The organism is Dactylosporangium vinaceum (genome assembly GCF_019904175.1).
In the GTDB taxonomy this organism is placed as follows: Bacteria; Actinomycetota; Actinomycetes; order Mycobacteriales; family Micromonosporaceae; genus Dactylosporangium; species Dactylosporangium vinaceum.
In genome coordinates, this window is sequence record NZ_CP061913.1 from 2,948,618 (window position 1) to 2,974,909 (window position 26,292).

General features: G+C 73.1%; 24 protein-coding genes. 15 read left to right on the plus strand and 9 right to left on the minus strand.

The annotated features are described in order from the left end of the window. Window positions 1-1,344 (minus strand): aspartate aminotransferase family protein, encoded by a 1,344-nt coding sequence (locus tag Dvina_RS13040; RefSeq protein ID WP_223102743.1) that lies wholly within the window; start codon window positions 1,342-1,344, stop codon window positions 1-3. 79 nt (window positions 1,345-1,423) lie between these two features. Here Dvina_RS13040 and Dvina_RS13045 point away from each other — a divergent pair, with 79 nt between their 5' ends. From Dvina_RS13045 to Dvina_RS13060, 4 genes are read left to right on the plus strand one after another with little or no spacing between them, the layout of a single operon-like run. Then, window positions 1,424-2,041 (plus strand): pyridoxamine 5'-phosphate oxidase family protein, encoded by a 618-nt coding sequence (locus Dvina_RS13045; protein WP_223102744.1) that lies wholly within the window; start codon window positions 1,424-1,426, stop codon window positions 2,039-2,041. A gap of 48 nt (window positions 2,042-2,089) precedes the next feature. Then, window positions 2,090-3,430: a sensor histidine kinase gene (locus Dvina_RS13050; RefSeq protein WP_223102745.1), complete on the plus strand. Its 1,341-nt coding sequence runs from the start codon at window positions 2,090-2,092 to the stop codon at window positions 3,428-3,430. Next, the gene (locus Dvina_RS13055; RefSeq protein WP_223102746.1) at window positions 3,382-4,023 is read left to right on the plus strand and encodes a LuxR C-terminal-related transcriptional regulator; all 642 of its coding nucleotides are present in this window, start codon (window positions 3,382-3,384) and stop codon (window positions 4,021-4,023) included. The genes Dvina_RS13050 and Dvina_RS13055 overlap by 49 nt, the downstream gene beginning before the upstream one ends. Then, window positions 4,020-4,796: a putative protein N(5)-glutamine methyltransferase gene (locus Dvina_RS13060; RefSeq protein ID WP_223102747.1), complete on the plus strand. Its 777-nt coding sequence runs from the start codon at window positions 4,020-4,022 to the stop codon at window positions 4,794-4,796. Before Dvina_RS13055 ends, Dvina_RS13060 begins: the two co-directional genes overlap by 4 nt. 23 nt (window positions 4,797-4,819) lie before the next feature. Here Dvina_RS13060 and Dvina_RS13065 read toward each other — a convergent pair whose 3' ends face one another. Next, entirely contained in the window at window positions 4,820-5,314 is a 495-nt protein-coding gene (locus tag Dvina_RS13065) for a DUF892 family protein (protein ID WP_223102748.1), read from the minus strand. A gap of 167 nt (window positions 5,315-5,481) precedes the next feature. On the opposite strand from Dvina_RS13065, the gene Dvina_RS13070 reads away from it, so the two are divergent. Continuing rightward, window positions 5,482-6,894, plus strand: coding sequence for a cellulase family glycosylhydrolase (locus Dvina_RS13070; RefSeq protein WP_380030229.1), 1,413 nt, complete (start codon window positions 5,482-5,484; stop codon window positions 6,892-6,894). On the opposite strand, the gene Dvina_RS13075 is transcribed toward Dvina_RS13070, so the two are convergent. Continuing rightward, a complete protein-coding gene (locus Dvina_RS13075) occupies window positions 6,891-8,210 on the minus strand; it encodes an ABC transporter substrate-binding protein (protein WP_223102750.1) in 1,320 nt (439 codons plus the stop codon). The two genes, Dvina_RS13070 and Dvina_RS13075, sit on opposite strands and share 4 nt — an antisense overlap. A gap of 12 nt (window positions 8,211-8,222) precedes the next feature. After that, window positions 8,223-9,539, minus strand: a complete 1,317-nt coding sequence (locus Dvina_RS13080; RefSeq protein WP_223102751.1) for a diguanylate cyclase domain-containing protein — start codon at window positions 9,537-9,539, stop codon at window positions 8,223-8,225. A gap of 61 nt (window positions 9,540-9,600) precedes the next feature. Between Dvina_RS13080 and Dvina_RS13085 the strand changes: the two genes are divergently transcribed. From Dvina_RS13085 to Dvina_RS13110, 6 genes are all read left to right on the plus strand, one after another. Further along, on the plus strand, window positions 9,601-10,938 hold the full coding sequence (locus Dvina_RS13085; RefSeq protein WP_223102752.1) for a bifunctional 3-(3-hydroxy-phenyl)propionate/3-hydroxycinnamic acid hydroxylase: 1,338 nt from the start codon (window positions 9,601-9,603) through the stop codon (window positions 10,936-10,938). Window positions 10,939-11,130: 192 nt separating this feature from the next. After that, window positions 11,131-11,883 carry an NUDIX hydrolase gene (locus tag Dvina_RS13090; RefSeq protein WP_223102753.1) on the plus strand — a complete coding sequence of 251 codons (753 nt, stop codon included), beginning with the start codon at window positions 11,131-11,133 and terminating at the stop codon, window positions 11,881-11,883. Further along, window positions 11,880-12,830, plus strand: a complete 951-nt coding sequence (locus Dvina_RS13095) for a serine/threonine-protein kinase (RefSeq protein ID WP_223102754.1) — start codon at window positions 11,880-11,882, stop codon at window positions 12,828-12,830. The genes Dvina_RS13090 and Dvina_RS13095 overlap by 4 nt, the downstream gene beginning before the upstream one ends. Before the next feature lie 10 nt (window positions 12,831-12,840). Beyond that, window positions 12,841-13,806 (plus strand): hypothetical protein, encoded by a 966-nt coding sequence (locus Dvina_RS13100; RefSeq protein ID WP_223102755.1) that lies wholly within the window; start codon window positions 12,841-12,843, stop codon window positions 13,804-13,806. Window positions 13,807-13,812: 6 nt separating this feature from the next. Further along, window positions 13,813-14,997 carry an adenylosuccinate synthetase gene (locus Dvina_RS13105; RefSeq protein ID WP_246656186.1) on the plus strand — a complete coding sequence of 395 codons (1,185 nt, stop codon included), beginning with the start codon at window positions 13,813-13,815 and terminating at the stop codon, window positions 14,995-14,997. Between the two features lie 85 nt (window positions 14,998-15,082). Continuing rightward, window positions 15,083-15,499, plus strand: coding sequence for a hypothetical protein (locus Dvina_RS13110; protein ID WP_223102756.1), 417 nt, complete (start codon window positions 15,083-15,085; stop codon window positions 15,497-15,499). Between the two features lie 25 nt (window positions 15,500-15,524). Here the strand turns inward: Dvina_RS13110 and Dvina_RS13115 are convergent, their stop codons facing one another. After that, complete coding sequence (locus Dvina_RS13115; protein WP_379992975.1) at window positions 15,525-17,294, minus strand: DEAD/DEAH box helicase; 1,770 nt, start codon at window positions 17,292-17,294, stop codon at window positions 15,525-15,527. A 106-nt stretch (window positions 17,295-17,400) separates the two neighbouring features. Here Dvina_RS13115 and Dvina_RS13120 point away from each other — a divergent pair, with 106 nt between their 5' ends. Then, window positions 17,401-17,811: a hypothetical protein gene (locus Dvina_RS13120; RefSeq protein WP_223102757.1), complete on the plus strand. Its 411-nt coding sequence runs from the start codon at window positions 17,401-17,403 to the stop codon at window positions 17,809-17,811. On the opposite strand, the gene Dvina_RS13125 is transcribed toward Dvina_RS13120, so the two are convergent. From Dvina_RS13125 to Dvina_RS13135, 3 genes are all read right to left on the minus strand, one after another. Beyond that, on the minus strand, window positions 17,795-18,301 hold the full coding sequence (locus Dvina_RS13125) for an RNA 2'-phosphotransferase (protein ID WP_246656188.1): 507 nt from the start codon (window positions 18,299-18,301) through the stop codon (window positions 17,795-17,797). The two genes, Dvina_RS13120 and Dvina_RS13125, sit on opposite strands and share 17 nt — an antisense overlap. A gap of 72 nt (window positions 18,302-18,373) precedes the next feature. Continuing rightward, entirely contained in the window at window positions 18,374-18,973 is a 600-nt protein-coding gene (locus Dvina_RS13130) for a TetR/AcrR family transcriptional regulator (protein ID WP_223102759.1), read from the minus strand. A 109-nt stretch (window positions 18,974-19,082) separates the two neighbouring features. After that, window positions 19,083-20,969 (minus strand): AfsR/SARP family transcriptional regulator, encoded by a 1,887-nt coding sequence (locus Dvina_RS13135; protein WP_223102760.1) that lies wholly within the window; start codon window positions 20,967-20,969, stop codon window positions 19,083-19,085. Window positions 20,970-21,140: 171 nt separating this feature from the next. Here Dvina_RS13135 and Dvina_RS55160 point away from each other — a divergent pair, with 171 nt between their 5' ends. Then, complete coding sequence (locus tag Dvina_RS55160) at window positions 21,141-21,266, plus strand: hypothetical protein (protein WP_261963941.1); 126 nt, start codon at window positions 21,141-21,143, stop codon at window positions 21,264-21,266. 5 nt (window positions 21,267-21,271) lie between these two features. Here the strand turns inward: Dvina_RS55160 and Dvina_RS13140 are convergent, their stop codons facing one another. Beyond that, complete coding sequence (locus Dvina_RS13140) at window positions 21,272-21,637, minus strand: MmcQ/YjbR family DNA-binding protein (protein ID WP_223102761.1); 366 nt, start codon at window positions 21,635-21,637, stop codon at window positions 21,272-21,274. A gap of 186 nt (window positions 21,638-21,823) precedes the next feature. Between Dvina_RS13140 and Dvina_RS13145 the strand changes: the two genes are divergently transcribed. After that, complete coding sequence (locus Dvina_RS13145) at window positions 21,824-25,180, plus strand: DUF4132 domain-containing protein (protein ID WP_223102762.1); 3,357 nt, start codon at window positions 21,824-21,826, stop codon at window positions 25,178-25,180. Further along, window positions 25,177-26,292, plus strand: a complete 1,116-nt coding sequence (locus Dvina_RS13150; protein WP_246656189.1) for an ATP-binding protein — start codon at window positions 25,177-25,179, stop codon at window positions 26,290-26,292. The genes Dvina_RS13145 and Dvina_RS13150 overlap by 4 nt, the downstream gene beginning before the upstream one ends.

The following is a 26,292-nucleotide window of genomic DNA, read 5'->3' on the forward strand; positions in this document are numbered from 1 at the left end:
TCAGGCCGTCGCGTGGGCGTCGGCCGCCTCCAGGGCATCGTCGATGGCGTCGATGCCCTGGAGCAGGTCCTCCTCGGAGATGATCAGAGGCGGGACGACGTGGATGCGGTTGAAGTGGGTGAACGGCCAGACGCCGCGGGCCTTGCAGGCGGCGATGACGTCGGCCATCGGCTTGGCCGCGGGGCCCGCGGCGTTGTAGGGGACGAGCATCTCCCGGGTCTCCTGCGAGCGGACCAGCTCGATCGCCCAGAACAGGCCGAGGCCGCGGATCTCACCAACCGACGGGTGGCGGTCGCGGAGCTTCTCCAGGCGCGGGCGCACCACGCGCTCGCCGAGGTCGCGGACGCGCTCGGGGATCCGCTCCTCGCGCATGACCTCGATGGTGGCGACGGCAGCGGCGCAGGCGAGTGGGTGCCCGGAGTACGTGAGGCCGCCGGGGAACGGCCGGTCGGCGAAGGTCTCGTAGACGCGGGGGCCGAGGATGACGCCGCCGAGGGGTACGTATCCGGAGTTGACGCCCTTCGCGAAGGTGACGAGGTCGGGTACGACATCCCAGTGGTCGACCGCGAACCACTCACCGCACCGGCCGAAGCCGCTCATGACCTCGTCGGCGATGAGCAGGGCGCCGTGGCGGTCGCAGAGGGCGCGCACGCCGGCCAGGTAGCCGGGCGGGGGCACCAGGATGCCGTTGGTGCCGACGACTGGCTCGAGGATGACCGCCGCGATCGTCTGCGGCCCCTCCATGGTGAAGACCTCGTCGAGGTGCTGCAGGGCACGCTCGGTCTCCTGCTCGGGGGACTCGGCGTGGAAGGGGGAGCGGTACGGGTACGGGCCGAAGAAGCGGACCACGCCCGGCATCGCGGGCTCGTTGGCCCAGCGGCGCGGGTCGCCGGTGAGCGTGATCGAGCCCGTGGTCGCGCCGTGGTAGGACCGGTAGGCGGCCAGGATCTTGTGGCGGCCGGTGGTGCCGCGGGCCATCCGGATCGCGTGCTCGTTGGCCTCGGTGCCGCCGTTGGTGAAGAACACGTGCTGCAGATCGCCCGGCGCGGCCTCGGCGATCAGGCGGGCCGCCTCGCTGCGCGCCGCGTTGCCGAACGTCGGCGCGACGGTGCACAGCTTCGCGGCCTGCTCCTGGATCGCGGCCACGACCCGCGGGTGCTGGTGGCCGAGGTTGAGGTTGACCAGCTGGGAGGAGAAGTCGAGGTATCGGGTGCCGGCCTCGTCCCAGAACGTCGCCCCGAGGCCGCCCTCGATCACGACCGGGTCGAGGGTGCGCTGGGCGGACCAGGAGTGGAATACGTGTGCGCGGTCGTCACGGTAGGCGTCGGAGCGTTGTCCCGTCATGGTGTGACGCTAATCGCACAGACGCGGCCGTACAATATCCGGTCTGTTTCAAACTGTTACCAGACGTATCCTGACGTCCATGCAGATCACTTCGGTATCAGAGCTGGAGGACCTGCTCGGCGCACCGATGCCCCGGGCCGTGCACAAGGAACGCAACCGCCTCAGCCAGACCGACCGCGACTGGCTGGCCCTCTCGTCGTTCGTCCTCGTCGGCACGGCCGACGCGGACGGCAACTGCGACGTCTCACCCAAGGGCGACCCGCCCGGCTTCGTCCACGTGCTCGACGACCGCACGATCGCGGTCCCGGAGCGCCCCGGCAACCGGCGCGCCGACGGGTTCCACAACATCCTGGCCAACCCGCACGTCGGCCTGATCTTCCTGGTCCCCGGCCGCCGCGAGACGCTGCGCATCAACGGCCGGGCCCGCCTGCTCAGCGACGCGCCGTGGTTCGACGAGCTGATCGTCGAGGGCCACAAGCCGATCCTGGCCATGGTCGTCGACATCGACACGATCTTCTTCCACTGCCAGAAGGCGTTCATGCGCTCGAAACTGTGGAAGCCCGAGACGTGGACGCCCGACGCCCTGCCGACCCACGCGAAGCTCGTGAAGAGCGTGATGGAGACGCCGGAGTCGGTGGAGGAGCTCGAGGCGTACTACGCCGAGGACAACTACGGGCGCAAGCTCTACTCGCATTAGGGTCTTAGCCCCACTGTGCCTGTCGCGGAGCCGGACCAGAATGGCGTCATGAAGGTGTGGCCGTTCGTACGCCGGGGGCTGATCAGCGCCGCCCGGGTGGTGCTCATCGGCGTCCTCAGCGTGCCCGTTCACATCGTGCTCATCGTCCTCACCGTGCTCTCGTTCGCGCTCACCGTCGTCGGGGCCGGCCTGGTGCTCGCGCCGCTCGTGCAGCTGCTGGTGCGCCGCTACACCGACCTGCGGCGGTGGACGGCCCGCGAGTGGGGCGGCGCCGACATCCCGTCGCCGTACCGGCCCCGGCCGGCCGGGGCGTGGATCGGGTCGCCGCGGCGCTGGCTGTGGCTCGTGCGCGACCCGGCGACCTGGCGCGACCTGCTGTGGCTGGTCGGCGGGGCGCCGCTCGGGTTCGCGTCCGGGCTCGCGACGCTCGTCATGTTCGTCTACGGCGCGCAGGGCATGCTCGTGATCCCGGTCATCGCCGACGTGGCCTCCGACGACTACTCCGGCTACGGGGTGACGTGGCCGCTGAACCCGAGCAGCTACATCACCGTGCCGTTCCAGGGTGCGCTCGTCACCGCGGCCGTGCTCTACGCGGCTCCGTGGGTGTTGTGGGGGATCGGGCGGTACGACCACAGTCTGCTGGCCCCGACGAGCTCGGCCGTGCTCGCCCGCCGGGTCGACCGGCTCACCGAGACCCGCACCCAGGTCGTCGACGCCCAGGCGGCCGAGCTGCGGCGGATCGAGCGCGACCTGCATGACGGCGCCCAGGCCCGGATCGTGGCGCTCGGGATGAGCCTCGGGATGGCCGAGGACCTCGTCGTGCGCGATCCGGCCGCGGCCCAGCTGCTGATCGCCGAGGCGCGGGAGGCCAGCGGGATGGCCCTGGCCGAGCTGCGCCAGCTGGTGCGGGGCATCCACCCGCCGGTGCTGGCCGAGCGCGGCCTGACCGGCGGGCTCTCGGCGCTCGCGCTGACGTTGCCGCTGCCGGTCGCCGTCGCGGGCGACCTGCCGGGGCGGCCCGCGGCACCCGTGGAGTCGGCGCTGTACTTCGCCGTGGCCGAGGCCCTGGCCAACGTCGTCAAGCACAGCGGCGCCACCGAGGCGTGGGTGTCGCTGACCTACTGTCATGCGACACAGGTGTCGGCGGCAGCGGCGCAGCCGGCCGGTGGCGGCTCCGGCGGCGCCATATACTGCACCGTCGGCGACGACGGGATCGGCGGGGCGGCACCGCGGCCGGGCTCGGGCCTGGCCGGGGTCGAGCGGCGGCTGGCCGCGTTCGACGGCGCCCTGCGGGTCGACAGTCCGCCCGGAGGACCGACAGTGCTGACGATGGAGCTGCCGTGCGTGTTGTCATCGCCGAAGACCACGCCCTCCTCCGCGACGGGCTGATCCGTCTCCTCAGCGCCTACGGCTTCGAGGTCGTCCAGGCCGTCGACAACGGCACCGACCTGCGTGCCGCCCTGCTCGGCCACCGGCCCGACGTGGCCGTCGTCGACGTGCGCCTCCCGCCGACCTTCACCGACGAGGGTCTGCGCGCGGCGATCGCGGCCCGGGCCGAGGTGCCCGGCCTGCCGGTCCTGGTCCTGTCCCAGCACGTCGAGCAGCTCTACGCCCGCGAGCTGCTCTCCGACCGCAACGGCGGCGTCGGGTACCTCCTGAAGGACCGCGTCTCCACCGTCGGCGAGTTCGTCGACGCCGTCCGCCGCGTGGCCGGCGGCGGCACCGCGATGGACCCCGAGGTCGTCTCGGCGCTGCTCGCCCGCAACGCCGGCGCCCCGACCCGGGCCCTGACACCCCGCGAACGCGAGGTGCTGAGCCTGATGGCCGAGGGCCGCTCCAACGCGGCCATCGCGGGGCAGCTCTTCGTCACCGAGAAAGCGATAGGCAAGCACATCAACAACATCTTCGCCAAGCTGGCCCTGCCCCAGTCCGAGGACGACAACCGCCGCGTCCTGGCCGTCCTGGCCTACCTGAACGCATGAACGCCGCCGAGTTGACGGCCCGCCTGCGGGCGGCCGGGTGCGTCTTCGCCGAGGAGGAGGCCGGGCAGCTGCTGGCCGCCGCGCCCTCCCCGGAGGCGCTGGCGTCGATGCTCGCGCGCCGGGTCGAGGGGTTCCCGCTCGAGCACGTCCTCGGCTTCGCCGACTTCGCGGGGGTACGCGTCGAGGTCGCCGACACCGTGTTCGTCCCCCGGCACCGCACGGAGCTGCTCACGTCGACGGCCCGCACGATGCTCCGCGACGGCGGTGTGGTGCTGGACCTGTGCTGCGGCACGGGCGCGCTCGGCCTCGTGGTGGTCCGCGGCTTCACCGGCGTACGCCTGGTCGCCACCGACATCGACCCCGCCGCCGTCGCCTGTGCCCGCCGCAACTTAACCGGTTCAGCCCAGGAGGTCTACGAGGGCGACCTGTTCGCGGCGGTGCCGGCGGCGCTGCGCGGGACCGTCGACGTGCTGCTCGCCAACGTGCCGTACGTGCCGACCGCGGAGATCGCCTTCCTGCCCGAGGAGTTCCGGGTGCACGAGGCCCGGGTGGCCCTGGACGGCGGCGGCGACGGCCTCGACGTGTTGCGCCGCGTCGCCGCCGAGGCCGCCGGGTGGCTCGCTCCGGGCGGGGTGCTGCTGACCGAGGCCGGCCCGGCCCAGCTGGAGACCGCCCACGCCGTGCTGCGCGCGGGCGGCCTGCGGCCCTACACGGTCACCGACGACGAGACCGAGACCCACGTCGTCGTCGCCCGCCGCCCGGCGACCGCCTGAGCTCGCGGAAGGACCTCAGCGGCTCAGGCGTTCATGGAGACGCGCTGGCCGAGCTCGTGGCTGATGCGCTCGAAGGTGCCGGCGTTCTCCTGCTGCTGCACCAGGTTGGTGCGCAGGATCTGGGCGCACTGGACCTCGCCCATGAGCAGTGCCTTGTCGATCAGGGCCTGGTAGGCGGCGATGCCCAGGTGGGCCAGGCGGGTCTCGGCGTCGACGGTGAAGATCTCCACCGCCTCCATGCCCGGGGTCTGGCCCAGGAACTGCTGGAACTCGGCGCGCAGGCCCTCGGTGGCCATCGACGGCACGTCGTCGGGCTCGGCCTCCATCATGGCGAAGCAGGTCTCCAGGTTCTGGATCTTCTGGCGGCCCTGCTGCTGCTGGGCGCGCAGCACCTGCGCGAGCGGGCTCTGCTCGGTGTGGCCCAGGATCTCGCCGACCAGCTGGTTGGTCTTGCGCTCGGCGTCGTACGCGCCGGACAGCTCGTAGAGGAACAGGTCGGCGGGGTTGTCGAGTGGCATGCGCCATCTCCCTAGCTCGTGGGTTGTCCGTTCGGGGTCGACGAGGGTCCTACCCGTAAATTTCATGGGCTCTGCGCTGGTGGCGGGGGACTACGAGGGTGGTTCGTTGACCGTTTACTGAACCGGTTAATACGTTGTCGCCCAACGAGAAGGGAGCTCGAATGAGATTGCGCAGCCAGATCACCCTGGCCGCCACCGCGGTGCTGGCGGTCGTCGTGTCGGTGCTCGTCGCCGTGCCGTCCGCGTCCGCGGCGGCCGGGTTCACGGTCAGCAACGGGCGGCTGTACGACGCGAACGGCAACGAGTTCGTGATGCGCGGGGTCAGCCATGCCCACACCTGGTACCCGTCGCAGACCGGTGCGTTCGCGAACATCAAGGCGCTCGGTGCGAACACGGTGCGGGTGGTGCTGGCCACCGGTGACCAGTGGGCGAAGAACGACGCCGCCGACGTGGCGAACGTCGTGTCGCTGTGCAAGGCCAACCGGCTCATCTGCGTGCTCGAGGCCCACGACACCACCGGCTACGGGGAGGCCGGCGCCGCGGTGTCGCTGGACAAGGCGGTCGACTACTGGCTGAGCATCAAGAGCGCGCTCGTGGGTCAGGAGAAGTACGTCATCGTCAACATCGGCAACGAGCCGTACGGGAACAACGCGGCCACCGTCGCCAACTGGACCACCGACACCGCCAACGCCGTGAAGCGGCTGCGGGCCAACGGGTTCGAGCACACCATCATGGTCGACGCCCCGAACTGGGGGCAGGACTGGACGTTCACGATGCGCGACAACGCGGCGACCGTCTTCGCCGCCGACCCGCAGAAGAACACCGTGTTCTCCATCCACATGTACGGCGTGTTCGACACGGCGGCCGAGATCGACGACTACCTGAACCGGTTCGTCGCCGCGAAGCTGCCGATCGTCGTGGGCGAGTTCGGGTTCAACCACTCCGACGGCAACCCGGACGAGGACACCATCATGGCGACGACCACGGCGCTGAAGATCGGCTACCTCGGGTGGTCGTGGAGCGGCAACGGCGGCGGCGTCGAGTACCTCGACATGGTCACGAACTTCAACCCGGCCCAGCTGACCAGCTGGGGTGAGCGCATCTTCAACGGCGCCAACGGCATCAGGGCCACCGCGAAGGAGGCGTCGGTCTACGGCGGGACGGCGTCCCCGTCACCGTCGCGGACCTCCGTGTCCCCGTCGCCGTCGCGCTCGTCGGCCTCGCCGTCCCCGTCCCGCTCGGTGACCATGTCCGACCCGGTGCTCGGGGCGTGCAAGGTGACCTACACGGTCGTGGGTCAGTGGCCCGGCGGCTTCCAGGGCGAGGTGCGGATCGCCAACACCGGCACCGTCGCGGTCAGCGGGTGGAAGCTCACCTGGAACTACATCAACGGCCAGGCGATCAACCAGATGTGGGGCGGCACCTACACCCAGACCGGCGGGGCCGTGGCCGTCACCAACGCCGCCTACACGGCGCCGATCCCGGCCGGCGGCGCGGTGAGCTTCGGGTTCCTGTCGAGCTGGAACGGTACCAATGCCACGCCCTCGTCGTTCATCCTGAACGGCCAGTGGTGCTCCTAGCCCGCCGGCCAGCTCTGCTCGATCGCGTCCAGGACGTCCTTCGTCGGCTTCCCGTTCAGCCAGTCGATCATGCCGGTCCAGAACGTGCCGGTGCCGACGGTTGCGGGCATCATGTCGGAGGCGTCGAAGCGGAAGACGGTGTCCGGGTCGGTGAGCAGTTCGGCCGACAGCTGCTCGATCGGTGAGCGCAGTGCGGTGCGGTCGATGGCCTGGTTGGCGCTCACCGCACCGCCGAGCCGGGCCCGGCGGTCGGCCCACTGCGGCGTGGACAGGTAGGCCGCGACGGCCTGCACCTCGGGGCGGGTGGTGAAGGCACCCACGAACTCGCCCGCCCCGAGGACCACCCGGGGCCCGGCCGGGTCCACCCGCGGCAGGTAGAACGCGTACACGTCGCCGTCGGGGGCGATCCGGGTCCCGTCCGGCCACTCGTTGGCGTAGAACGACGCCTGGCGGTGCATGGCGCACGTGCCCTGCAGGATCGGCAGCCCGCCCTCGGACATGGCCACGGTGGCGATCGACTGCACGCCGCCGTAGCCGCCGTTGACGTACCGCGGGTCGCGCAGGATCGCACCGGCCCTGTCGAGAGCCTCGACGATCCGCTTGTCGTTGAACGGAATCCGGTGCGCGACCCAGTCGTCGTACACCTGCGGCCCCGACGTGCGCAGCAGGACGTCCTCGAGCCAGTCGGTGATCGGGAAGCCGCTGGCCGCGCCCGACTCGGCACCCGCGCACCAGGGCTTCACCCCGGCGGCCGCGATCCGTTCGGTGAGCCGCATGAGCTCGTCCCAGGAGGTGGGCGGCGAGTACCCGTGCTCGGCGAAGAACGACGGCGAGTACCAGACCAGGGATTTGATGTTGGCGTTGAGCGGCGCCGCGTAGAGCTTGCCGTCGACAGTGCCGTAGGTCTGCCACGCCTGGGACCACCAGCGCTGCACGTGGGCCTGCACGTCCGCGGAGACCGGCTGCAGCCCGCCCTCGTGGGCCATGTCGGCGATGAGGCCCGGCTGCGGGAACAGCGCGAGGTCCGGCGGGCGGCCCGCGGCGGTGCGGTCCTTGAGGTCCTGCTCGAACGCGGCGATCCCGTCGTAGTCGACGGTGATCCCCGTGCAGTCCTCGAAGTCGTTCCAGGAGCGCAGCAGCTTGTCCGCCTCGGCGTTGCGGATGGGCCCGGTGACCGAGACGGTGGTGCTCTCGTGACGGCCATACCGGGAGTACTCCACGCAGGCGTCCGAGGCCCGCTCGGCGGGGCTGCCGCCACCCCCGCAGCCGGTCAGTGCCAGCGCGAGGGCGAGCAGCGCCGCGGTCCGTAGCCTCATAACGAGTTGATCTTAAGCGGTGAGGACCGGGCCGGGGGCGCAGTCGGACACGGCGACCCGGCCCTTGCCGCCGGCCTTCGCCGCGTACATCGCCTGGTCCGCGTCGTGGAAGAACGCGTCGACGTCGGCCTGCCCGCGCCACTCGGCGACGCCGATGCTGGCCTGCGGCACCAGCTGGACGGCCCCGAACGTCACCGGCAGCCGGAGCGCGGCGAGCACCCGCCCGGCCACGGTGCAGGGGTCCTCGGCCCCGGCGAGCAGCACCGCGAACTCGTCGCCGCCGAGCCGGGCCGGGGTGTCCGCCCCGCGCACCAGGTCGCGCAGCCGGTCCGCCACCGCCACCAGCAGGTGGTCGCCCGCGGCGTGCCCGTGCACGTCGTTGACCTGCTTGAACCCGTCGAGGTCGATGAGCAGCAGGGCGACCGGCGCGCTCGGCCCGGCCGCGAGCAGCGCCCGCTCGGTCCGCTCGCGCAGCAGGACGCGGTTGGGCAGCCCGGTCAGCCCGTCGTGGTACGCACGGTGGTTGAGCTGGTCGAACGCGTCCCGCAGCACGCCGACGGTGTTGTTGAGCGACCGGCTCATCTGCCCGACCTCGTCCTGCGAGTGCTGCTCCAGCCGCTGGTGGAAGTCGCCCGCGGCGACCGCCGTGAGCACGCTGACGGCGCGGCGCAGCGGCCGGCTGAGCTGGCGGGCGGCCAGGACCGCCACCCCGGCCGCGACGATCCCGCCGACGATCAGCAGGATCGTCACGTTGCGGCTGGTGCTGGCGGTGCGCTCGCGTATCTGCCGGCTGCCGGTGGCGACCGCGTCGACGAGCTGCTGGAGGAACTCGTCGGCCCGGGCCTTGACCGCGTGCGCGACCGACTCGGAGCGCACCAGCACGATCGAGACCGCGTTGTCCTTGTCGCCGCGGCGGCTGGCGGCCAGGCCGGTGTCGCGGGCGGTGCGGTACTGCCCGATGACCTTCTCCAGCAGCTCCAGCTCCCGCAGCTCGGCCTTGGTGAGCTCGATCGTGGCCAGCTCCGTGAAGTGCTCGTCGATCTGCGTGTCGGTGTCGGCGATCTCGGCCTCGTAGCGGTCCCGGTAGAACCCCGGCTGCGAGAGCAGGTGCGACTGCACCGCCTCCATCTGCAGCCCCACGGCCGAGCGGACCGCGACCATGTGCGTCATCGCCACGACGTCACGCCGATACTGCGCCTCCTGCTGCGCCGCCACCTCGCGCAGGTTGACCAGGCCGTACACGGCGATGCCGGCGAAGATGGAGGCGACAAGCATCGCGATCCCCACGATCTTGGTGGCGATGCTGCGATTGCTGACCCAGGACGGCACGATGATCTTTATCGACCGTCCGCGGTTGCCCCGGAGTACTTCGAGGTTGCAACCTGGGCGGGTGGATCCGGTCGTGATCGTGGGTGCGGGCCCGGTCGGCGTGACCGCCGCCGTCCTGCTGGCCCAGCGTGGCGTCCCCTGCCTGGTGCTCGAGCGCTACACGCAGATGTACCCGCTGCCCCGCGCCGTCCATGTCGACGACGAGGTGGTGCGCATCCTGGACGCCGCGGGCGTGGCCGCCGGGTTCCTGAAGATCAGCCGCCCCGGCCTGGGCCTGCGCCTGCTCGACGCCCGGCACCGTGTGATGGCCACGTTCGCCCGCTCCCCGGCCGGCTCCGGCTACCCGCAGGCCAACATGTTCGACCAGCCCGACCTGGAGCGCCTGCTGCGTGCCCGGCTCGGCGACCTGCCCGCCATCGAGCTCGTCGGCGGCGCCACGGTGCTCCAGGTGACGTCGTCGTCCGTCCGCTACCGCCTGGGCGGGTCGGAGCACGAGGTCGCCGCCTCCGCGGTCCTGGGCTGCGACGGCGCCAACAGCACCGTCCGGGAGCAGATCGGCGCGTCGCTCGTCGACATGCACTTCGCCGAGCGCTGGCTTGTCGTCGACGGGGTGTGCGCGGCCGACCTGCACGCGTGGGGTGGCGTGCACCAGGTGTGCAACCGCCGCCGCGCGGCCACGTTCATGCAGCTCGGCCCGCGCCGGTACCGCTGGGAGTTCCGCCTGCTGCCGGGGGAGAGCGCCGCGGAGCTGCCGGTGGAGCCGCTCCTGGCCCCGTGGCTCGGGGACGTCTCCGTGCGGATCGTGCGGCGGGCGGAGTACACCTTCCGCGCCAACGTGGCCTCGAAGTGGCGCGCGGGCCGGGTCTTCCTGCTGGGCGACGCCGCCCACCAGACGCCGCCCTTCATCGGCCAGGGCCTGGGCGCCGGGCTGCGCGACGCGTACAACCTGGCCTGGAAACTGGCGGCCGACCTGCGGTCTGCGGGCGGCGAGGCCGACCTGCTCGACTCCTACGAGCGTGAGCGCTCCCCGCACGTCCGTGCGCAGATCCGCCTGGCCATCGTGGCCGGCCTGGCGATGACCGGCGGTCGGGTCCGCGGCTCGATCTGGCGCCTGCCCGGCATGAAGGCCCTCGCGCTGCGCTCGACCTCACCACCGCTGCGCGGCGTGGGCCGCGGCCGCCTGGCCGGCACCCTGGCCCCCGTGACCGGCCTGGACCCCGTGCTCGGCGACGGCTGGTCGGTGCTCTACACGGGCGGGGAGCCGGCCGGCTTCGGCTCCCACCGCCTGGTGTGCGTCACCGACGAGCTGGACCCGACGGGTGCGCTGCGGCGCTGGATGGGCCGCCGAACTGTCGTGCTTCGGCCAGACCGGGTCGTGCAGGCGGCGCTGCGCCGCTGACGCGGGCGGACACGCCGTAACAATTCCGATAAGTCGGGCGCTGGCGCGCCGCGACTTGTCGGATGTATCGCCCGACGGGGTATTGGCGGGAATTTTTTCACCGTTGCGCCGGTGACCATGGCTGGCCTATGTTGTTCTCAGATCGAGTAAGACTCAAATCGAGAAAGACTCCACCTGAGAAGGACTGGCGCCGTGGCTGACTCCGAGGCCGACTTCCTGGCCAACTACGACCCGTCGCGCTACCCGCCGGTCGCGGTGACCGTCGACGTCGTGGCCTTCACGATCCGCGAGGGGCGCCTCAACGTGCTGCTCGTGCGGCGCGCCGGCCCGCCCATGCGGGACATGTGGGCGCTGCCCGGCGGGTTCGTGGGGGAGTGGGAGGACCTGCCGACGGCCGCCGCGCGGGAGCTGGCCGAGGAGACCGGGGTCGCGAACGCGCACCGCCGGCTGCACCTCGAGCAGCTCGGCACCTACGGCGCGCCCGACCGGGATCCGCGGATGCGGGTGTTCTCGGTGGCGTACCTGGCCTTCGCCCCGCACCTGCCCGACCCCGTGTCGGGCACCGACGCGCGGGAGGCGGCCTGGGTGCCGATGGACGAGCGGCCCGAGACGCTTGCCTTCGACCACACCACGATCCTCGCGGACGGCCTCGAACGGGCCCGCTCGAAGCTGGAGTACTCGCCGCTGGCGACCCGGTTCGTCGACGAGGAGTTCACCATCGCCGACCTGCGGGCCGTGTACGAGACGGTCTGGGGCGAGCCGCTGCACGCCGGCAACTTCCACCGCAAGGTGCTGTCGGTGCCGGGCTTCGTCGAGGGGACCGGCGCGACAACCGAACGGGGCGGGGCTCGAGGGGGGCCCCGCGCCAAGCTGTACCGCGCCGGTGACGCCCAGCTCCTGCACCCCGCGCTGCTGATGCCGAGCCGGGAGGAGGCCGTGCGGTGAACGTCGACGAGGCGATCGCGCTCGTCGAGCGGGCCTCCGCGGAGGAGCTGTTCGGCGGGGGCGATGCGCAGCGGAAGTACCGCACCCTGGCCAAGCTGGTGCATCCGGACTTCGCCGGGCCGCGGGGCACGACGGCGTTCGCGCGGCTGTCGGAGCTCTGGCGCGGCCGCAACGCGATCCACACGGCCCGCGGCTCGTACTCGACCGAGGCGCTGGCGTACCGGGGAGACCTGGCCAACCTGTACAAGGTGCCGGAGGGCCACCTCAAGCTGGCCCGGGACCCGTCCTGCAACGACCTCCTTGCGCGGGAGGCCACGGCGCTGCGGCAGATCGCCGAGCAGGGGGATCCGCGGTACCTGCCGTACGTGCCCCGGCTCGTCGACTCCTTCCGGCACAGGTCCGACACGGGCGAGGTGCGGCGGGCCAACGTCATCGGCGTGTCGGCGGCGCGGCTGCACTCCCTCGAGGAGGTGCGGGCGAAGCGGCCCCACGGGCTGGATCCACGCGACGCCGCGTGGATGTGGCGGCGCCTGCTGGTGGCCCTGGGCCTGGCGCACCGGGCCGGCGTGGTGCACGGGGCGGTGGTCGCCCGGCACGTGCTCATCGAGCCCGACGACCACGGCGTGGTGCTCGTCGACTGGTGCTACAGCGTCGCCGACCCGCATGAGCACATCCCCGCGGTGGTACCGGGGCATCGGCCGGACTATCCACCGGAGGTCCTGGCTCGCGGTACACCCGGGCCCGGCACTGACATCCATATGGCGGCCGGTCTCATGTCGCAGCTGATGGGGGACCGCGCGCCGAAGGCGTTGCGGCGCTTCGCCGACGGCTGCCGGCTGGCCTCGCCCCGGCAGCGCCCCGACGACGCGTGGCAGCTGCTGGCCGAGCTCGACGAGCTGCTCCTGCGCCTCTACGGACCGCGCAGATTCCGTCCATTCGTACTGTGAGGAGTTGATCATGGGAAGTGGAGCCTGGTCCACCGACGTCTACGACGCCGCCGACCGCTACCGCCGGGCCACGGGCAAGAGTGCGTTCGCGTACAGCGACTCCGGCGCCCGTACCGTCCACAAGGCACTCGACCCGAAGGGTGTCGGCGTCCGGGAGAGCCGCGACTCCGACGAGCACCCCGACTCGGTCGCGATCGCCGTGCTGTTCGACGTCACCGGCTCGATGGGCTCGGTGCCGCGGGTCCTGCAGCAGAAGCTCCCGCAGCTGCTCGGCCTGCTGCTGCGCAAGGGATACGTGACCGACCCGCAGATCCTGTTCGGCGCGATCGGCGACGCCACCTGCGACCGGGCCCCGCTGCAGGTGGGCCAGTTCGAGTCGGACAACCGTCTCGACGACGACCTCGGCCGCTTCGTGCTCGAGGGCGGCGGTGGCGGCCAGATGACCGAGTCGTACGAGCTGGCGATGTACTTCATGGCCCGCCACACGAGCATCGACTGCCACGAGAAGCGCGGCAAGCGCGGCTACCTCTTCATCATCGGCGACGAGCAGGCGTACTCCCGGGTCAAGATCTCCGAGGTCCGCGACGTCATCGGCGACGAGCTCACCGAGCCGATCAAGCTGCGGGCCATCGTCGAGGAGGTCCGCCGCAAGTACGACACCTACTACATCCTCCCGGCCGGCTCCTCCTACGCGGGCAACACCGCGATCCTCGACTTCTGGCGCGACCTGCTCGGCCAGAACGTCATCGCGCTCGACGACCTCGACGCGGTCTGCGAGACCATCGCCCTGACCATCGGCCTCGGCGAGGACAGAATCGACCTCGACGAGGGCCTGGCCGACCTGGGCGAGGTCGGCTCGGCCGCGGCCGGCACCGTGGGCAAGGCGCTCGCCCGCATCGGCGGCGGCCGCGCCCCCGTGGCCCGCGGCGCCACCCCGCCGGACCTCGCCGCTCCGGTAAGCGTGGAAAGGCTGTAGACGTCAGTGCACTACATCGTCGTGGACCTCGGGTTCGGCGACTGCGGCAAAGGCACGACCGTGGACTACCTGTGCGCGACCCGCGACATCGACACCGTCGTGCGGTTCAACGGGGGCGCGCAGGCGGCGCACACGGTCGTGCTCGCCGACGGGCGCAAGCACACGTTCGCGCAGTTCGGCTCCGGGTCGCTGCGGCCCGGGGTCCGCACGCACCTGTCGTCGTTCATGGTCGTCGATCCGCTCGCCCTGGTGACGGAGGCCGAGCACCTGGTATCGCTCGGTGTCACCGACATCTGGGACAGGTTGACCGTCGACGCGGCCGCCCTGATCACCACGCCGTACCACCGGCTGGCCAACCGGTCGGCCGAGCTGGCCCGGGGCGCCGATCGGCACGGATCGTGCGGCATGGGCGTCGGGGCGACGACGGAGTACGCGCTGGCCTACCCCGACGACGCGCTGCGGGCGGCGGACTGTGCGGACCCGCCGGTGCTGCGCCGGAAGCTGGCGCAGACCCGGGCCCGCCTGGGCGTCGGCGGGCCGCCGGTGGAGGCGTGTCTGGCGGCGTTCACCGGATTCGCGTCGCTCGTGCGATTCGTCGATCGGTTGAGCGCCGCCGGCTCCTGCGTCTTCGAGGGGGCGCAGGGCGTGCTGCTCGACGAGTGGCACGGGTTCCATCCGTACACGACGTGGAGTACCACGACGTTCGCCAACGCTCTGGAACTGCTGCGGGTCGCCGACCTGCCGGACAGGTCGGTCACGCGGCTCGGCGTGCTGCGCACGGTGACGACCCGCCACGGCGCGGGCCCGCTGCCGACCGAGGCGCCGGCGCTCGGCATCACCGACCCCAACAACCCGGCGAACGACTGGCAGGGTGCCTTCCGGGTGGGCCACTTCGACGCGCCGCTGCACCGCTACGCACTGGAGGCGGCCGGCGGCGTGGACGGGCTGGTCCTGACCCACCTGGACCTGCCGGTGGACCGCATGTGCCACGCGTACGACCGCGAGGTGCTGCGCCCCGGCGCCCCGGGCGACCTGGACCGGCAGGCCGCGATGACCCGGGCGCTGGCGACCGTCGAACCGCAGTACACGCCCGTCACCGACTGGGTGGGCGCCGTCGAGTCCGAGCTCGGCGCGCCGGTGGTCCTGGAGTCGTGGGGGCCGACGGCACAGGACAAGAAGCCGACAACCTGAACCCGCAACTCAGCCGCACCACATCCGAACCTCAGCCCCGGGTGCGAACCTCGCCCCATCGTCGGTCGAACGAGGGGCGGATTCCATGGGGCTGGCACGCGAGGCGATCCGGGCAACGTCGATGGCCGCCGCCGCGGGCCTCGCCGTCGGCGGCGTGTTCGGCCTGATCGCCCCGGCCGCGGCCGAGGCCGGCAGCACGACACCCGGCCACCGCGAACCGGCCGCGCTCGCTCCGGCCGTCGTGACGAGCGTCGACCTCCTCGGCGCGGGCCCGCTGGAGGTCACCGTGAGGTTCACGAACACCGGCCGGACCGTCGAGCACCTCACCGGCTTCGACGTGCTCGCCGACGGCCGCCCGCTCGCCCACGCGGACCGGCCGGCCGCCGTCGACCTGCACCCGGGCGCCACCACCGACGAGACGCTCGCCTTCGCGGCCCCGCCGGCCGCCGCCGACCTGGTCCTCACCCTGCCCGGCGGCGAACAACTCCCGCTGGAGCTCTGAGCCGCCACCGGGCGGCTCCCGACCGCTAGTCCGTGCGGGGGCGCTCGCGGCGCACCACCGGGCGGCGGCCCTTCAGCGTCGTGCGGCGCAGGGTGTCGATGACCTCGTCGACGGCGCCGTCCGGGACCTCGACCAGGGCGAACCGGTCGGCGATCTCGATCGCGCCGACGTCGCGGCCGGTCAGCGAGGACTCGCCGGTGATGGCGCCGACCAGGTCCTGGGGGCGGATGCCGGCGGCGCGGCCGGCACCCACGAACAGGCGGGTCATGCCGCCCGTGGGGGCGCGGCGCCCGCCGGTCTCGCGGCCCCGGCCTCGGCCGTCGGCGTCGCGGACGCTCACGCGGCGGTTCGGGTTGGGGCCGCCGCCCTGGCCCTGGCGATCGTCGCGGTCGCGGGGCTGGCGGAGCGTGACGTCGGGGATCTCCTCCTCGTCGTTCTCGCCGACCGCCGTCGCCTCGTGGGCGAACTTGACAGCGGCCAGCGCGATCTCCATCGGGTCGAACTCGTCACCCAGGGACTCCACGATCGCGCGGAAGCGCTCCGTGCCGTCCTCGGCCACCAGGATCTCGTGGAGCTTGGCCCGGGTGAGCTCCATGCGCCGGGCGCGCAGGTCCGCGACCGAGGGGACCTTCTCGATGATGATGCGCTGCTTGGTGACGCGCTCGATGGTCTTGAGCATGCGGTGCTCGCGCGGCTCGGCCAGGGTGATGGCGACGCCCTCGCGGCCGGCCCGGCCCACGCGGCCGATCCGGTGCACGTACGACTCCGGCGCCGAGGGCACGTCGTAGTTCACCACGTGCGTGAGGTGCTCGACGTCCAGGCCGCGGGCGGCGACGTCGGTGGCCACGAGCAGGTCGGCGGTGCCGTTGCGGAGGCGGGCCATGACCCGGTCGCGCTGCTCCTGGCCCATGCCGCCGTGCAGGGCCTCGGCCCGGTACCCCCGGCCGTTGAGCGTCTCGGTGAGCTGATCGACCTCGTCGCGGGTCCGGCAGAAGACGATCGCCGCGCCCGGCGCCTCGACGTCCAGCACGCGACCGAGCGCGGCCGGCTTGTGGGCCCGCGGTACCACATAGGCCATCTGGCGAACCAGCGGCGCCTCACCGGCCGGGGTGGGCTCGCGGCCGATCTGGATCCGGACCGGGTCGGTCAGGTGGCTGCTGGCCAGGCCGTCGATGCGCGGCGGCATCGTGGCCGAGAACAGCACCGTCTGGCGGTCTTCGGGGGTCGCGGCCAGGATCGCCTCGATGTCCTCGGCGAAGCCCATGTCGAGCATCTCGTCGGCCTCGTCGAGGACCACGACGTGCAGGTCGTGCAGGCGCAGGGTCCCGCGGCCGAGATGGTCGAGCGCGCGCCCGGGCGTGGCGACGACCACGTCGACGCCGAACTCCAGCGAGCGCAGCTGCCGGCCGATCGGCTGACCGCCGTAGATGGGCAGGACGCGGACGCCGAGGTCGCGGCCGTATCGGTGGATCGCCTCCGACACCTGCACGGCGAGCTCCCGGGTGGGGACCAGCACCAGCGCCGACGGGTTGTCGCCGCCGGGCGCGGGGAGCCGTTGCAGGAGCGGCAGAGCGAATGCGGCGGTTTTTCCGGTACCGGTGGCGGCCTGCCCCAGCAGGTCCCGCCCTTCGAGCATCGGCGGGATGGCCTCGCGCTGGATCGGCGTCGGCTCCTCGTAGCCGAGACCGGTCAGGGCTTTGAGCAGTTCATCGCGCAACCCGAGCTCGCCGAAGCCGGTCACGTCCCCATCATCGAAGCTGGCGGTCACGGGGTGCTCCTCACTCGGGCAATGCAGGCGGCCTTACTAGCATCCCAAACGCCCCGGAGGTACCCAGTGGCGCGGTCGCTGAGTGTGATCTGCGACCGGTTACAGTTTCGAACGTGAGCGGCCCGGAGGTTACGTGAGCGACGACTGGCGGGATCAGCGGGCTCGGGCGGTCGCCCATCACGGCGCCGAGCTCAACCGCCGCCGCGAGGCCGAGGCGGCGCGGGCCCAGGAGCTGATCGCTGAGTTCATCGCCGCCGCCGAGCGGGCCAACCTTACCCCGGAGCCGCTGCGGGCGCGCTCCTACAGCGGCCGGTCCTACCGCACGCCGCTGCGTGGCTGGTATCTGAACCCCGCCCGGACGATCGCCATCTCCGAGGAGGGGGAGTACTACTCGCTGCTCGTCCCCTCGTCGGCCCGGGCCCTGATCGCGGGGGCCGACCCGAGCCCGTCCGCACCGCGGCTCATCGTCGGTGAAGGGGCCCGCGACGGCGAGTCGATGCCGCTCGCCGACCTGCTGCAGCGCCTGCTCAAGGGGTCCGGATGAACTCCGGGGGGACCTCATCGGTGAGCCAGACCCCGTTCTGCGACCGGTAGAACGTGTGCCCGCCGCGGGCCATGTCGCCCGCGAGCACCGTGAGGATCACCGTGGCCCCACCGCGCCGGGCGCCGACCCGCGCAGCGGTGGCGGTGTCGGGGGACAGGTGCACGTGGTGCCGGCCACCCCGGTTGAGCCCCGTCGCCAATATCGAAGACAATGAGGCGGCGGCGGTACCGTGGAAGAGCATTTCGGGTGGTTGTGACTCCTCCAGGCCCAGCTCGACGGGGATCGAGTGGCCCTGATTGGCCCGGATGCGCTCGATGCCGTCCGCGCCCACGGCGACGGCGAACCGCTGTTTGTCGTTCCCGGCGACCACCGCGTCGAGCGTGGCCCGATCGAGGTGCATGGCGGCCAGAAACTCGTCGACCGGCACCCAGCCGGCCGCATCGAGGGTGAGCCCGGCGCGCGCCGGTTCGTGGCGGAGTGCCTTGGACATCCGCTTGCTGATCTTCACTAACTGTGCATGTTCCATATCGGCCTCGATTGTGCTCCGCCGCGGTGGCGCCGGTCACGCCATTTTTCGCAGCCCGTCCAGGATGACGCCGACCGCGGTGGCCCGGATCTTCGCGTCCGGCGCCCACCTGGCCGCGTGCGACGCCCCGACCGCGACCGCGATCACCTCGGCCACGCCGACGTCGCCGCGCAGGGCTCCGGCCGCGCCGGCCTGCGCCGTGAGCACCTCGATGGCGGCGAGCAGCTCCCCGCGGACGTCCCCGACGACCTCCGTCACGTCCACGCCGGCCCCGGACAGCGCATCGGCGAACGCGTTCTTGGTGGCGCTCTGCTCGATGACATGCTCGAGGAACCCGAACAGTGCCGGACCCGGCTCCCCACCCTGCGCGGCCGCGCGCGCGTGGGCCACGAGGGCCCGCATCCGCTCGACGAGTACGGCCTCGAGCAGGGCCTCCTTGGTGGGGAAGTGGCGGAAGACGGTACCGATGCCGACCCCGGCCCGTCGCGCCACCGCCTCGGTCGAGGCCCCGACCCCCTCGGCCGCGAACACCGCCTCGGCCGCCTCGAGCACGCGCGCCCGGTTCCGCCGCGCGTCGGCCCGCAGCGGCCGGTTGACATCCGGAGTATCCGCTGCGTTGCGTTCAATCGGAGTCACGAGTCCGATTGTACGGTCGGGGGGTTGCCGTGTTCGCCACCGTCCTCCCGACCCTTGTCGCCGGCTTCCCGCCGCACGCACACGCCCGGCCGGTAGCTCCCGGCCCCAGTCACGCCAGGCGGGCCCGGAGGTGCTGCCCGCGCGCGGCGGAGACCTGGGCCGCGACCGCCGCCCGGACCAGCCCGCTGCGATGCCGCACGTGCCCGCCCGGCCCCTCCACCAGCAGGTGGGCGTGCACCAGCTGGTCGACGGCCCCGAGCACGTCGTCGAGCTCCAGGCCGCCGGCCGCCGCCACCTGCTCGACCCGCAGCGACCCGAGCGCCGCGGTCAGCCGCAGGATCTCCCAGGCCGCCGGCGGCATCCACCGCGTGCGCTGCCGAGCCAGGTGCATGGCCACCTCCAGCGCCAGCTCCTCGGAGAGCTCCCGCGCCGCGGTGACGAGCGCCGGAATCCCGCCGCTGGCCTCCAGCAGCGCGCCGGGCAGGTCCCCGGCCGAGAGCGGCGCCAGCCGCAGCACGAGATCGGCGTCGAGCGCCCCGAGCGGCCGCTCCGCGATCGCCGACGGGTACCGGTACGACACCACCACCCGCACCCCCCGCTCCCGCAGCCACCGCAGCTCGGCCACGGAGTCGGCGTCGAGGTGCTCGGCGTCGTCGATGGCGACCACCGCCGGCCGCCCGCGCCCACCCTCCCGCAGCCGCTCGGCGATCCCGTCCAGCTCACTGGGCAACAGGTGCCGCCGCGCCGCCATGGCCGAGTCGAGCACGTCGTCGGCCGGCACCCCGAGCTGGTGCAGTACCGTGCGCAGCCACCCCAGCCGCAGCGCCCCACCCGGCCCCGGCCCCCGCCCGAGCCCGGCCCGTTCGGGGTACAGCTCCCGCAGCCGCTGCAGCAGCGCCGACTTCCCCGCCCCCGCCGGCCCGGCGACATGCACGACACCTGGCCCGTCGGCGAGCACCTGCAGCTCCGCGCCCCGCCCGGCGAACGCGGGACCTTCCGCCGGCGCCGCCGCGGCCGCGGCGACCGGGCGGTTCAACTCGGTGACAGTGGCCATGCTCTCTGCCACGTCCCGCACGACGGCCAGGTTCGCCCGCCCGGCCGGCTCGCCCGGGCCGGCCTCACCCGGCGCCGGGCCGAGCGGCGCGCGGCCGGTGTGCGTCGGCCCGTCCGCGGGCCCGTCCTCCGGCGCCGGGAGGTCGCGGACGGCCTTGCGCCGGTCGCCGCGCCGCCTGTCGAACGCCGGTGGCCCGCCCTCCAGCGAGGCGAGGAGGGCGTCGCGCAGGGTGGTGGTCGCTGCGGCCGGCGCGGCGCCGAGCTGGTCGGTGAGCGAGCGCAGGCACATGTCGTACCAGCGCAGCACCTCCTCCTTGCGCCCCTGCCCGGCGGCGGCGCGCATGGCCACCCGGTAGGCGCCCTCGGCGAACGGCTCGAGCTCGACCGCTTCCCGCGCGAACCGCAGGGCCCGCGCCGGGTCCCCGTCGGCCGCCCGCTCGGCCAGGTCGAGCAGCGCCCCGACGAGCACGCTCTTGACCTCGGCCCGGACCGGCAGGGCCCAGTCCGCGTACTCGTCCTCGGTGAACGGCAGATCCCGCGCGAGCCGGACGATCTCCTCGCGCACGTCCGCCCGACCGGGCTCGTCCTCGGCCGCGCGGGCCGCCACCCGCAGCTCGGCCAGGTCCAGCCGGGCCCGGTCGGTGGCGAACACGTAGCCGCCCGCCCGGGTCACGATGAACGACCGCGACGTCGGCACGCCCGGCTGCAGCGCCCGCCGCAGCACCGACACGTAGTGCTCGAGCGCCGCCGCATGGTTGCCCGGCAGCTCCTCGCCCCACACCGCGTCGGCGAGCGCGTCCTTGGACTGCACCCGATCGTGCCGCGCCGCGAGGACGCCGAGCACCTGCCGCGCCCGCCGGGGCAGGTCGTCCCCGGTCAGCCGTCGCCCACCCACATCGGCGGGGTCGTTGATCTCGATACTCCCGAGCACCCGAACGTCCACGCCGCCGCGATCGGCAGCCTCCGCGTCGACCTGAGCCCTCCCCCCGGTGCACTTCGGTTCCCGCCACCGCCCGCCGGGCCGGCCGGCCGCTGCCCCCGCGCGCGGGCGTGTGCGACTGCCGCTTCAGCCGCTCCACAGCCGGACGTCAGCCCGTGGTGCTTCCCTGCACGGATGAAGCACCACGCCGCTCACGCCGCGCCCGCCCTTCGCCTCACGTGGCGCATCCTGCTGGCCGCCGCGGTGCTCGCCGCCCTGGCCGCCGGTCTCATCACCACCGTCGTCTCCGCGTTCGGCTGACGCTCTCAGCAGAGCGGCAGATCGGCCCGCGCCACGATCAGCGGCGGTGCCGTCATGCGCCACGCCTCCGTGATGAGGTCGCCGAGCTCGTCCTCGTGCGCCTTGCGCAGCCGGACCTGGACCCAGCCGATCCGCCCCGACGCCCGCGCCTTCTTGTAGGCCCGCGGGTCGTCCTCGACAAGCGCGGCCGTGTCCTCCCGCGACGCCTTCACGAGCATGGTCAGGTCGTACGCGCAGAGGTACGCGAAAGCCCTGTCCCGCACCCGGAAGCCGATGTCCTTGCCGTGCTGGCGCTGGTCGACCTCGGGCAGCATGAGAACCATCCGTAGCGCCTCGTCGACGCTCACCCCGCGTACGGTCCGCAATCCCATGGTTCTGGTGTAACAGGCCCCCGCGGCACTTTTCCCGGGAACCGATTTTCCCCATTTGCCGAGTTTGTCGATCTTTCCCGGCCGGATCCGTATCGCCGCAGCTCGGAGGGGCCGTGGCGAAAAAATGTCGGTGGGCCTCGCTACTCTGTCGCCCGTCGGGACCGATCACGAGGGGACGACAGCGCCATGATCGAAGATCAGTACGTGACGCCCGCCGCGTGGCAGCGGCACCTCCTGCCGCGCCGGGGCGGGCGGCCGGTCCCCTACACGCCCGAGCCCGGCGCGGCGAAGGTCGTGGCCGCGGCGCTCCAGGACGAAGCCGGCCTGCGGGGGAGCCTCGCCCACGCCAAGACGCCGGCCGACGTGGCCGCGGCCGGGCTGGCGCAGCTCGACGGCGATCCCGCCGCCACCGCGCTCGGCGCCGCGGCCGTTGCCGCGTTCGTGGTCGGGCCGCAGCAGCACGCCGACGCCAGGACCAGCCGGGCCATCGCCGACGAGTGGGTGCGCACCCGCGGGCTGGCGTTCGCCGTCCGCGCGGGCGCGGAGCTGGCCGACCTGCGCTGCATCAGCCGGCAGGAGCAGCGATACGGTGAGGTGTTCGCGGCGCCTGTCACACGGTTCGGGCCCGGCCAGGCTCCGCAGCACATCCAGGGCAGCGGCGTGGCGCTGCTGCTCAACCGGCTGCGTGTCGCGACCGCGGCGGCGTCCGACGAGGACTATGCGGCGGCGGTGCGGGCCCTGGGTGCGCTCCGCGCCGCCGGGCCCGCCCTGCACCAGGCGGTCGTCGCGAGCTTTCTCGCACCGACGGAGGAGTCGTGGGTCCGCGCGGACGCCGGTGCCGTCGTGGGGCGCCGGGGGATGGAGTGGCTGCAGCTGCTGCTGACGACCTGCGTCACCCGGTCCGAGCGGCTGCGTCCGCTGCTCACCGGATACGTGTCCAACCACCTCACGAGCTCGCCCGAATACGTCTTCACGGTGGCCGAGGGGCTCGGTGCGGACGGGCTCGAGGCGTTCCTGGAGCTGCTGTCGTCGAACGCCGCCTGGGGTGACGGAGTGCGGCTGCTGTTGACGGCGATTTCGGCGGTACCGTCGGATGAGGCTTTTCTCGCGCTCGTCGAACGGTCGGACTCCAAAGCGGGCTCCCTCGCACTGGGTGAGGCGGCGGACCGCTTTCCGCGGCGGGCCGTCCGCCTGCTCGCGACGGCCTCCGGCTCCGGTGCGCGCGCAGTCCTGCTCGGGGAGCTGCTGCGCACCCAGGTGATCCGCCATCGGGCGGCGGCGGACGAGGTCCTGGCGGCGCTGCCGGAGGCGGCGGCCCGGCGGGTCGCGGCGATCACGGCGCGGGTCGACGCGGTGCACGAGGCCCCGGCGGAAGCGGTGCCGCCGCTGCTGGCCGCGCCGCCGTGGACCGCGGGCGGCAAGCCGCGCAAGCCGATCGTCGTCGCCGGGCTGGAGTGCACGGACCCGTTCGAGCTGCGCTGGGCCGAGGGCGAGCGGGAAGCGGGGCTGCAGGCGCGGCAGGGCTACCGCTCCTACGGCCGCCGCGACTTCGACACGCTCGAACAGGAGATCCGGGCCGGCCGGGCGCGGTCCTACGACGAGGTCGGGTTCTTCGAGGCCGCACCGGAGGCACTCGCGGCACCGCTGCTGGAGAACTGGCGGCCGAAGGAGTTCTGGAACGCCGAGTTCTGGCTCCCGGCCCTGGTGGCCCGCTACGGGCTGCTGGCGCTGCCGGCCGTGCTCGCCGCTGCCCCGTCCGCGGCGGCGGCCGTCGCGCAGGCCCTGCAGCCGGTCACCGGGCCGCCGGTCGCGCCGCTGATGGCGGAGTATTTCGGGCGGCTCAAGACGGTGCGGCCCACGGCGGCGGCCTGGCTGCGGCGGCACCCGGAGGCGGCCGCGCGGGGGCTTGTGCCGGTCGCGCTGGGCAAGGCCGGGGCGCCGCGGCGTTACGCGGAGCGGGCCCTGTACTACCTCGCCGGCGAGGGCCACACCGGCGCGATCCGGGCCGCGGCGCAGTGGTACGGGCCGGCCGCGGCCGAGGGCATCGCGGCACTGCTGGACGCCGATCCGGTGCAGCTGCTGCCGGCGAGGATGCCTGTCGTGCCGGACTGGGCCGAGCCCGCGCTGCTGGCGCCGATCGAGCTCGTCGGGGGCGCGGGGAGCCTGCCCGACGCGGCGGCCCGCTCGGTGCTGATGATCCTCGCGATGTCGCGGCTCGGTGAGCCGTACGCCGGGCTCGCCGTCGTCACCGAGACCTGCACCGCCCGGTCCCTCGCCGAGTTCGCGTGGTCGCTGTTGCAGCGGTGGCAGGTCGCCGGCTATCCGTCGAAGGAGTCGTGGGTGCTCGACGCGCTCGGGTTCCTCGGCGACGACGACACCGTGCGCCGCCTGGCCCCGCTGATCCGGGCCTGGCCCGGGGAGAGCGGCCACGCCCGCGCCGTCGCCGGCCTCGACGTGCTGGCCGAGATCGGCACCGACGTGGCCCTCATGCACCTGCACGGCATCTCGGAGAAGGTGAAGTTCCGCGGGCTGAAGGAGAAGGCGCAGGAGAAGATCGCCGAGGTCGCCGACGCCCTGGGCCTGTCGCCCGAGCAGCTCGCCGACCGGCTGGTGCCCGACTTCGGCCTCGAACCCGACGGGACGCTGGTCCTCGACTACGGCCCGCGGGCGTTCGTGGTCGGCTTCGACGAGCAGCTCAAGCCGTATGTGGCAGGCGAGGACGGGAAGCGGCGCAAGGACCTGCCGAAGCCCGGGGCCAAGGACGACCCGCAGCTCGCCCCGGCCGCCGCGGCCCGCTTCGCCGCGCTCAAGAAGGACGTGCGAACCGTTGCCGCCGACCAGATCCGCCGGTTCGAGCGGGCGATGGTCTGGCAGCGGCGGTGGAAGCCGGACGAGTTCCGGCAGTTCATCGTCGAGCACCCCCTCGTGTGGCACGTGGCCCGGCGCCTGGTGTGGGCCGCGTACCCCGCCGGCGACCCCGCGGGCGCTGCGCTGATGAGCCTGCGCGTCGCCGAGGACCGCACGCTCGCCGGCGCCGACGACGAGCCCACCGCGATCCCGGACGGCGCGCTGATCGGCGTCGCGCACCCGCTGCAGCTCGGGGCCGACCTCGCCGCGTGGGGTGAGGTGTTCGCCGACTACGAGATCCTCCAGCCGTTCGAGCAGCTGTCCCGGGCCGCGCAGGCGCTGACCGAGGCGGAGCGGACCGCTACCCAGCTGACGCGGCAGGCCGGGGTGAAGGTGCCCACCACCCGAGTGCTCGGCCTGGAGCGGCGCGGCTGGCGGCGGGCGGCACCGGAGGACGCCGGCGTGCAGCCGGCGATGGAGCGCGACCTTCCCGGCGGCGACGTGCTCATGCTCGACCTCGACCCGGGGATCGTCGTCGGGCTCGTCACCGAGTTCGAGCACCAGACGCTCGGCCCGGCGTTCATCCTGCCGCAGGGGAGCTTCACCTGGAACCGGCCGAAGGGGAAATCGTTGGGCAGCCTCGACCCGGTCACGGCGTCGGAGATCCTGCGGGACCTGGCGGAGGTGACCCAGTGAGCGAGATCGACGTCGTCGCGGTCGACGGCTCGGCGTCGGTGCAGCGGCCCCCGGCCGAGGTGCGCTACGCCGACGAGCTGCGCCGGCTCGCCGCGGCGGACGAGGGTCCGCGGCCGCCCGGGTGGGTGCTGAGCCTGACCGCGGCCCGGCGGTTCATCGTCGGCGACCAGGATGCCGGGATCAGCCGCAAGTTCGTCGGCGACCCCTCGCTCATCGACCGGGCGCTCGTGTCGCTGGCGACGAGTCGCGGGCTGATGCTCGTCGGCGAGCCCGGCACCGCCAAGTCGCTGCTGTCGGAGCTGCTCGCCGCGGCCGTCAGCGGGGTGTCGACGCTTACCATCCAGGGCGGCGCCGCCACGACCGAGGACCAGATCAGGTACAGCTGGAACTATGCGTTGCTCGTCGCCGAAGGGCCGTCGACGCGCTCCCTGGTGCGGGCGCCGCTGCTGCGGGGCATGGCCGAGGGGCGCACCGTGCGGTTCGAGGAGATCACCCGCTGCCCCCTGGAGGTCCAGGACAGCCTGCTGTCGCCGCTGTCCGACCGGGTCCTGGCGATCCCGGAGCTGACCGGGCCCGACGCGATGGTGTTCGCCCGCGACGGGTTCAACGTCATCGCCACCGCCAACACCCGCGACCGCGGCGTCAACGAGATGAGCGCCGCCCTCAAGCGCCGGTTCAACTTCGAGACCGTGTTCCCGATCCCCGACCTGCAGACCGAGCTCGCGCTCGTCGAGGCCGAGGCGGGCGCGCTGCTGCGCCGGTCCGGGGTGACCGCGCCGCCGCGGCGGGACGTGCTCGAGGTGCTCGTGACCACGTTCCGGGAACTGCGCACCGGGCGCACGGCCCGCGGTGACGCGATGGACCGGCTCACGGCGGTGATGAGCACGGCCGAGGCGGTGTCGGTCGCGCATGCGGTGGGGCTGCGCGGCTGGTTCCTGCGCGGTGAGGCGGGGACGGCGGCGGACCTCGTCTCCTGCCTCGCCGGGACCGCGGCCAAGGACAGCCCGGAGGATCTGGCGAAGCTGCGGCGCTACCTCGAGCAGCAGGTCAGCTGGCGCCCCGGCGACCAGTGGCGGGCGCTGCACGCCGCCCGGCACCAGCTGCCGGGCTGA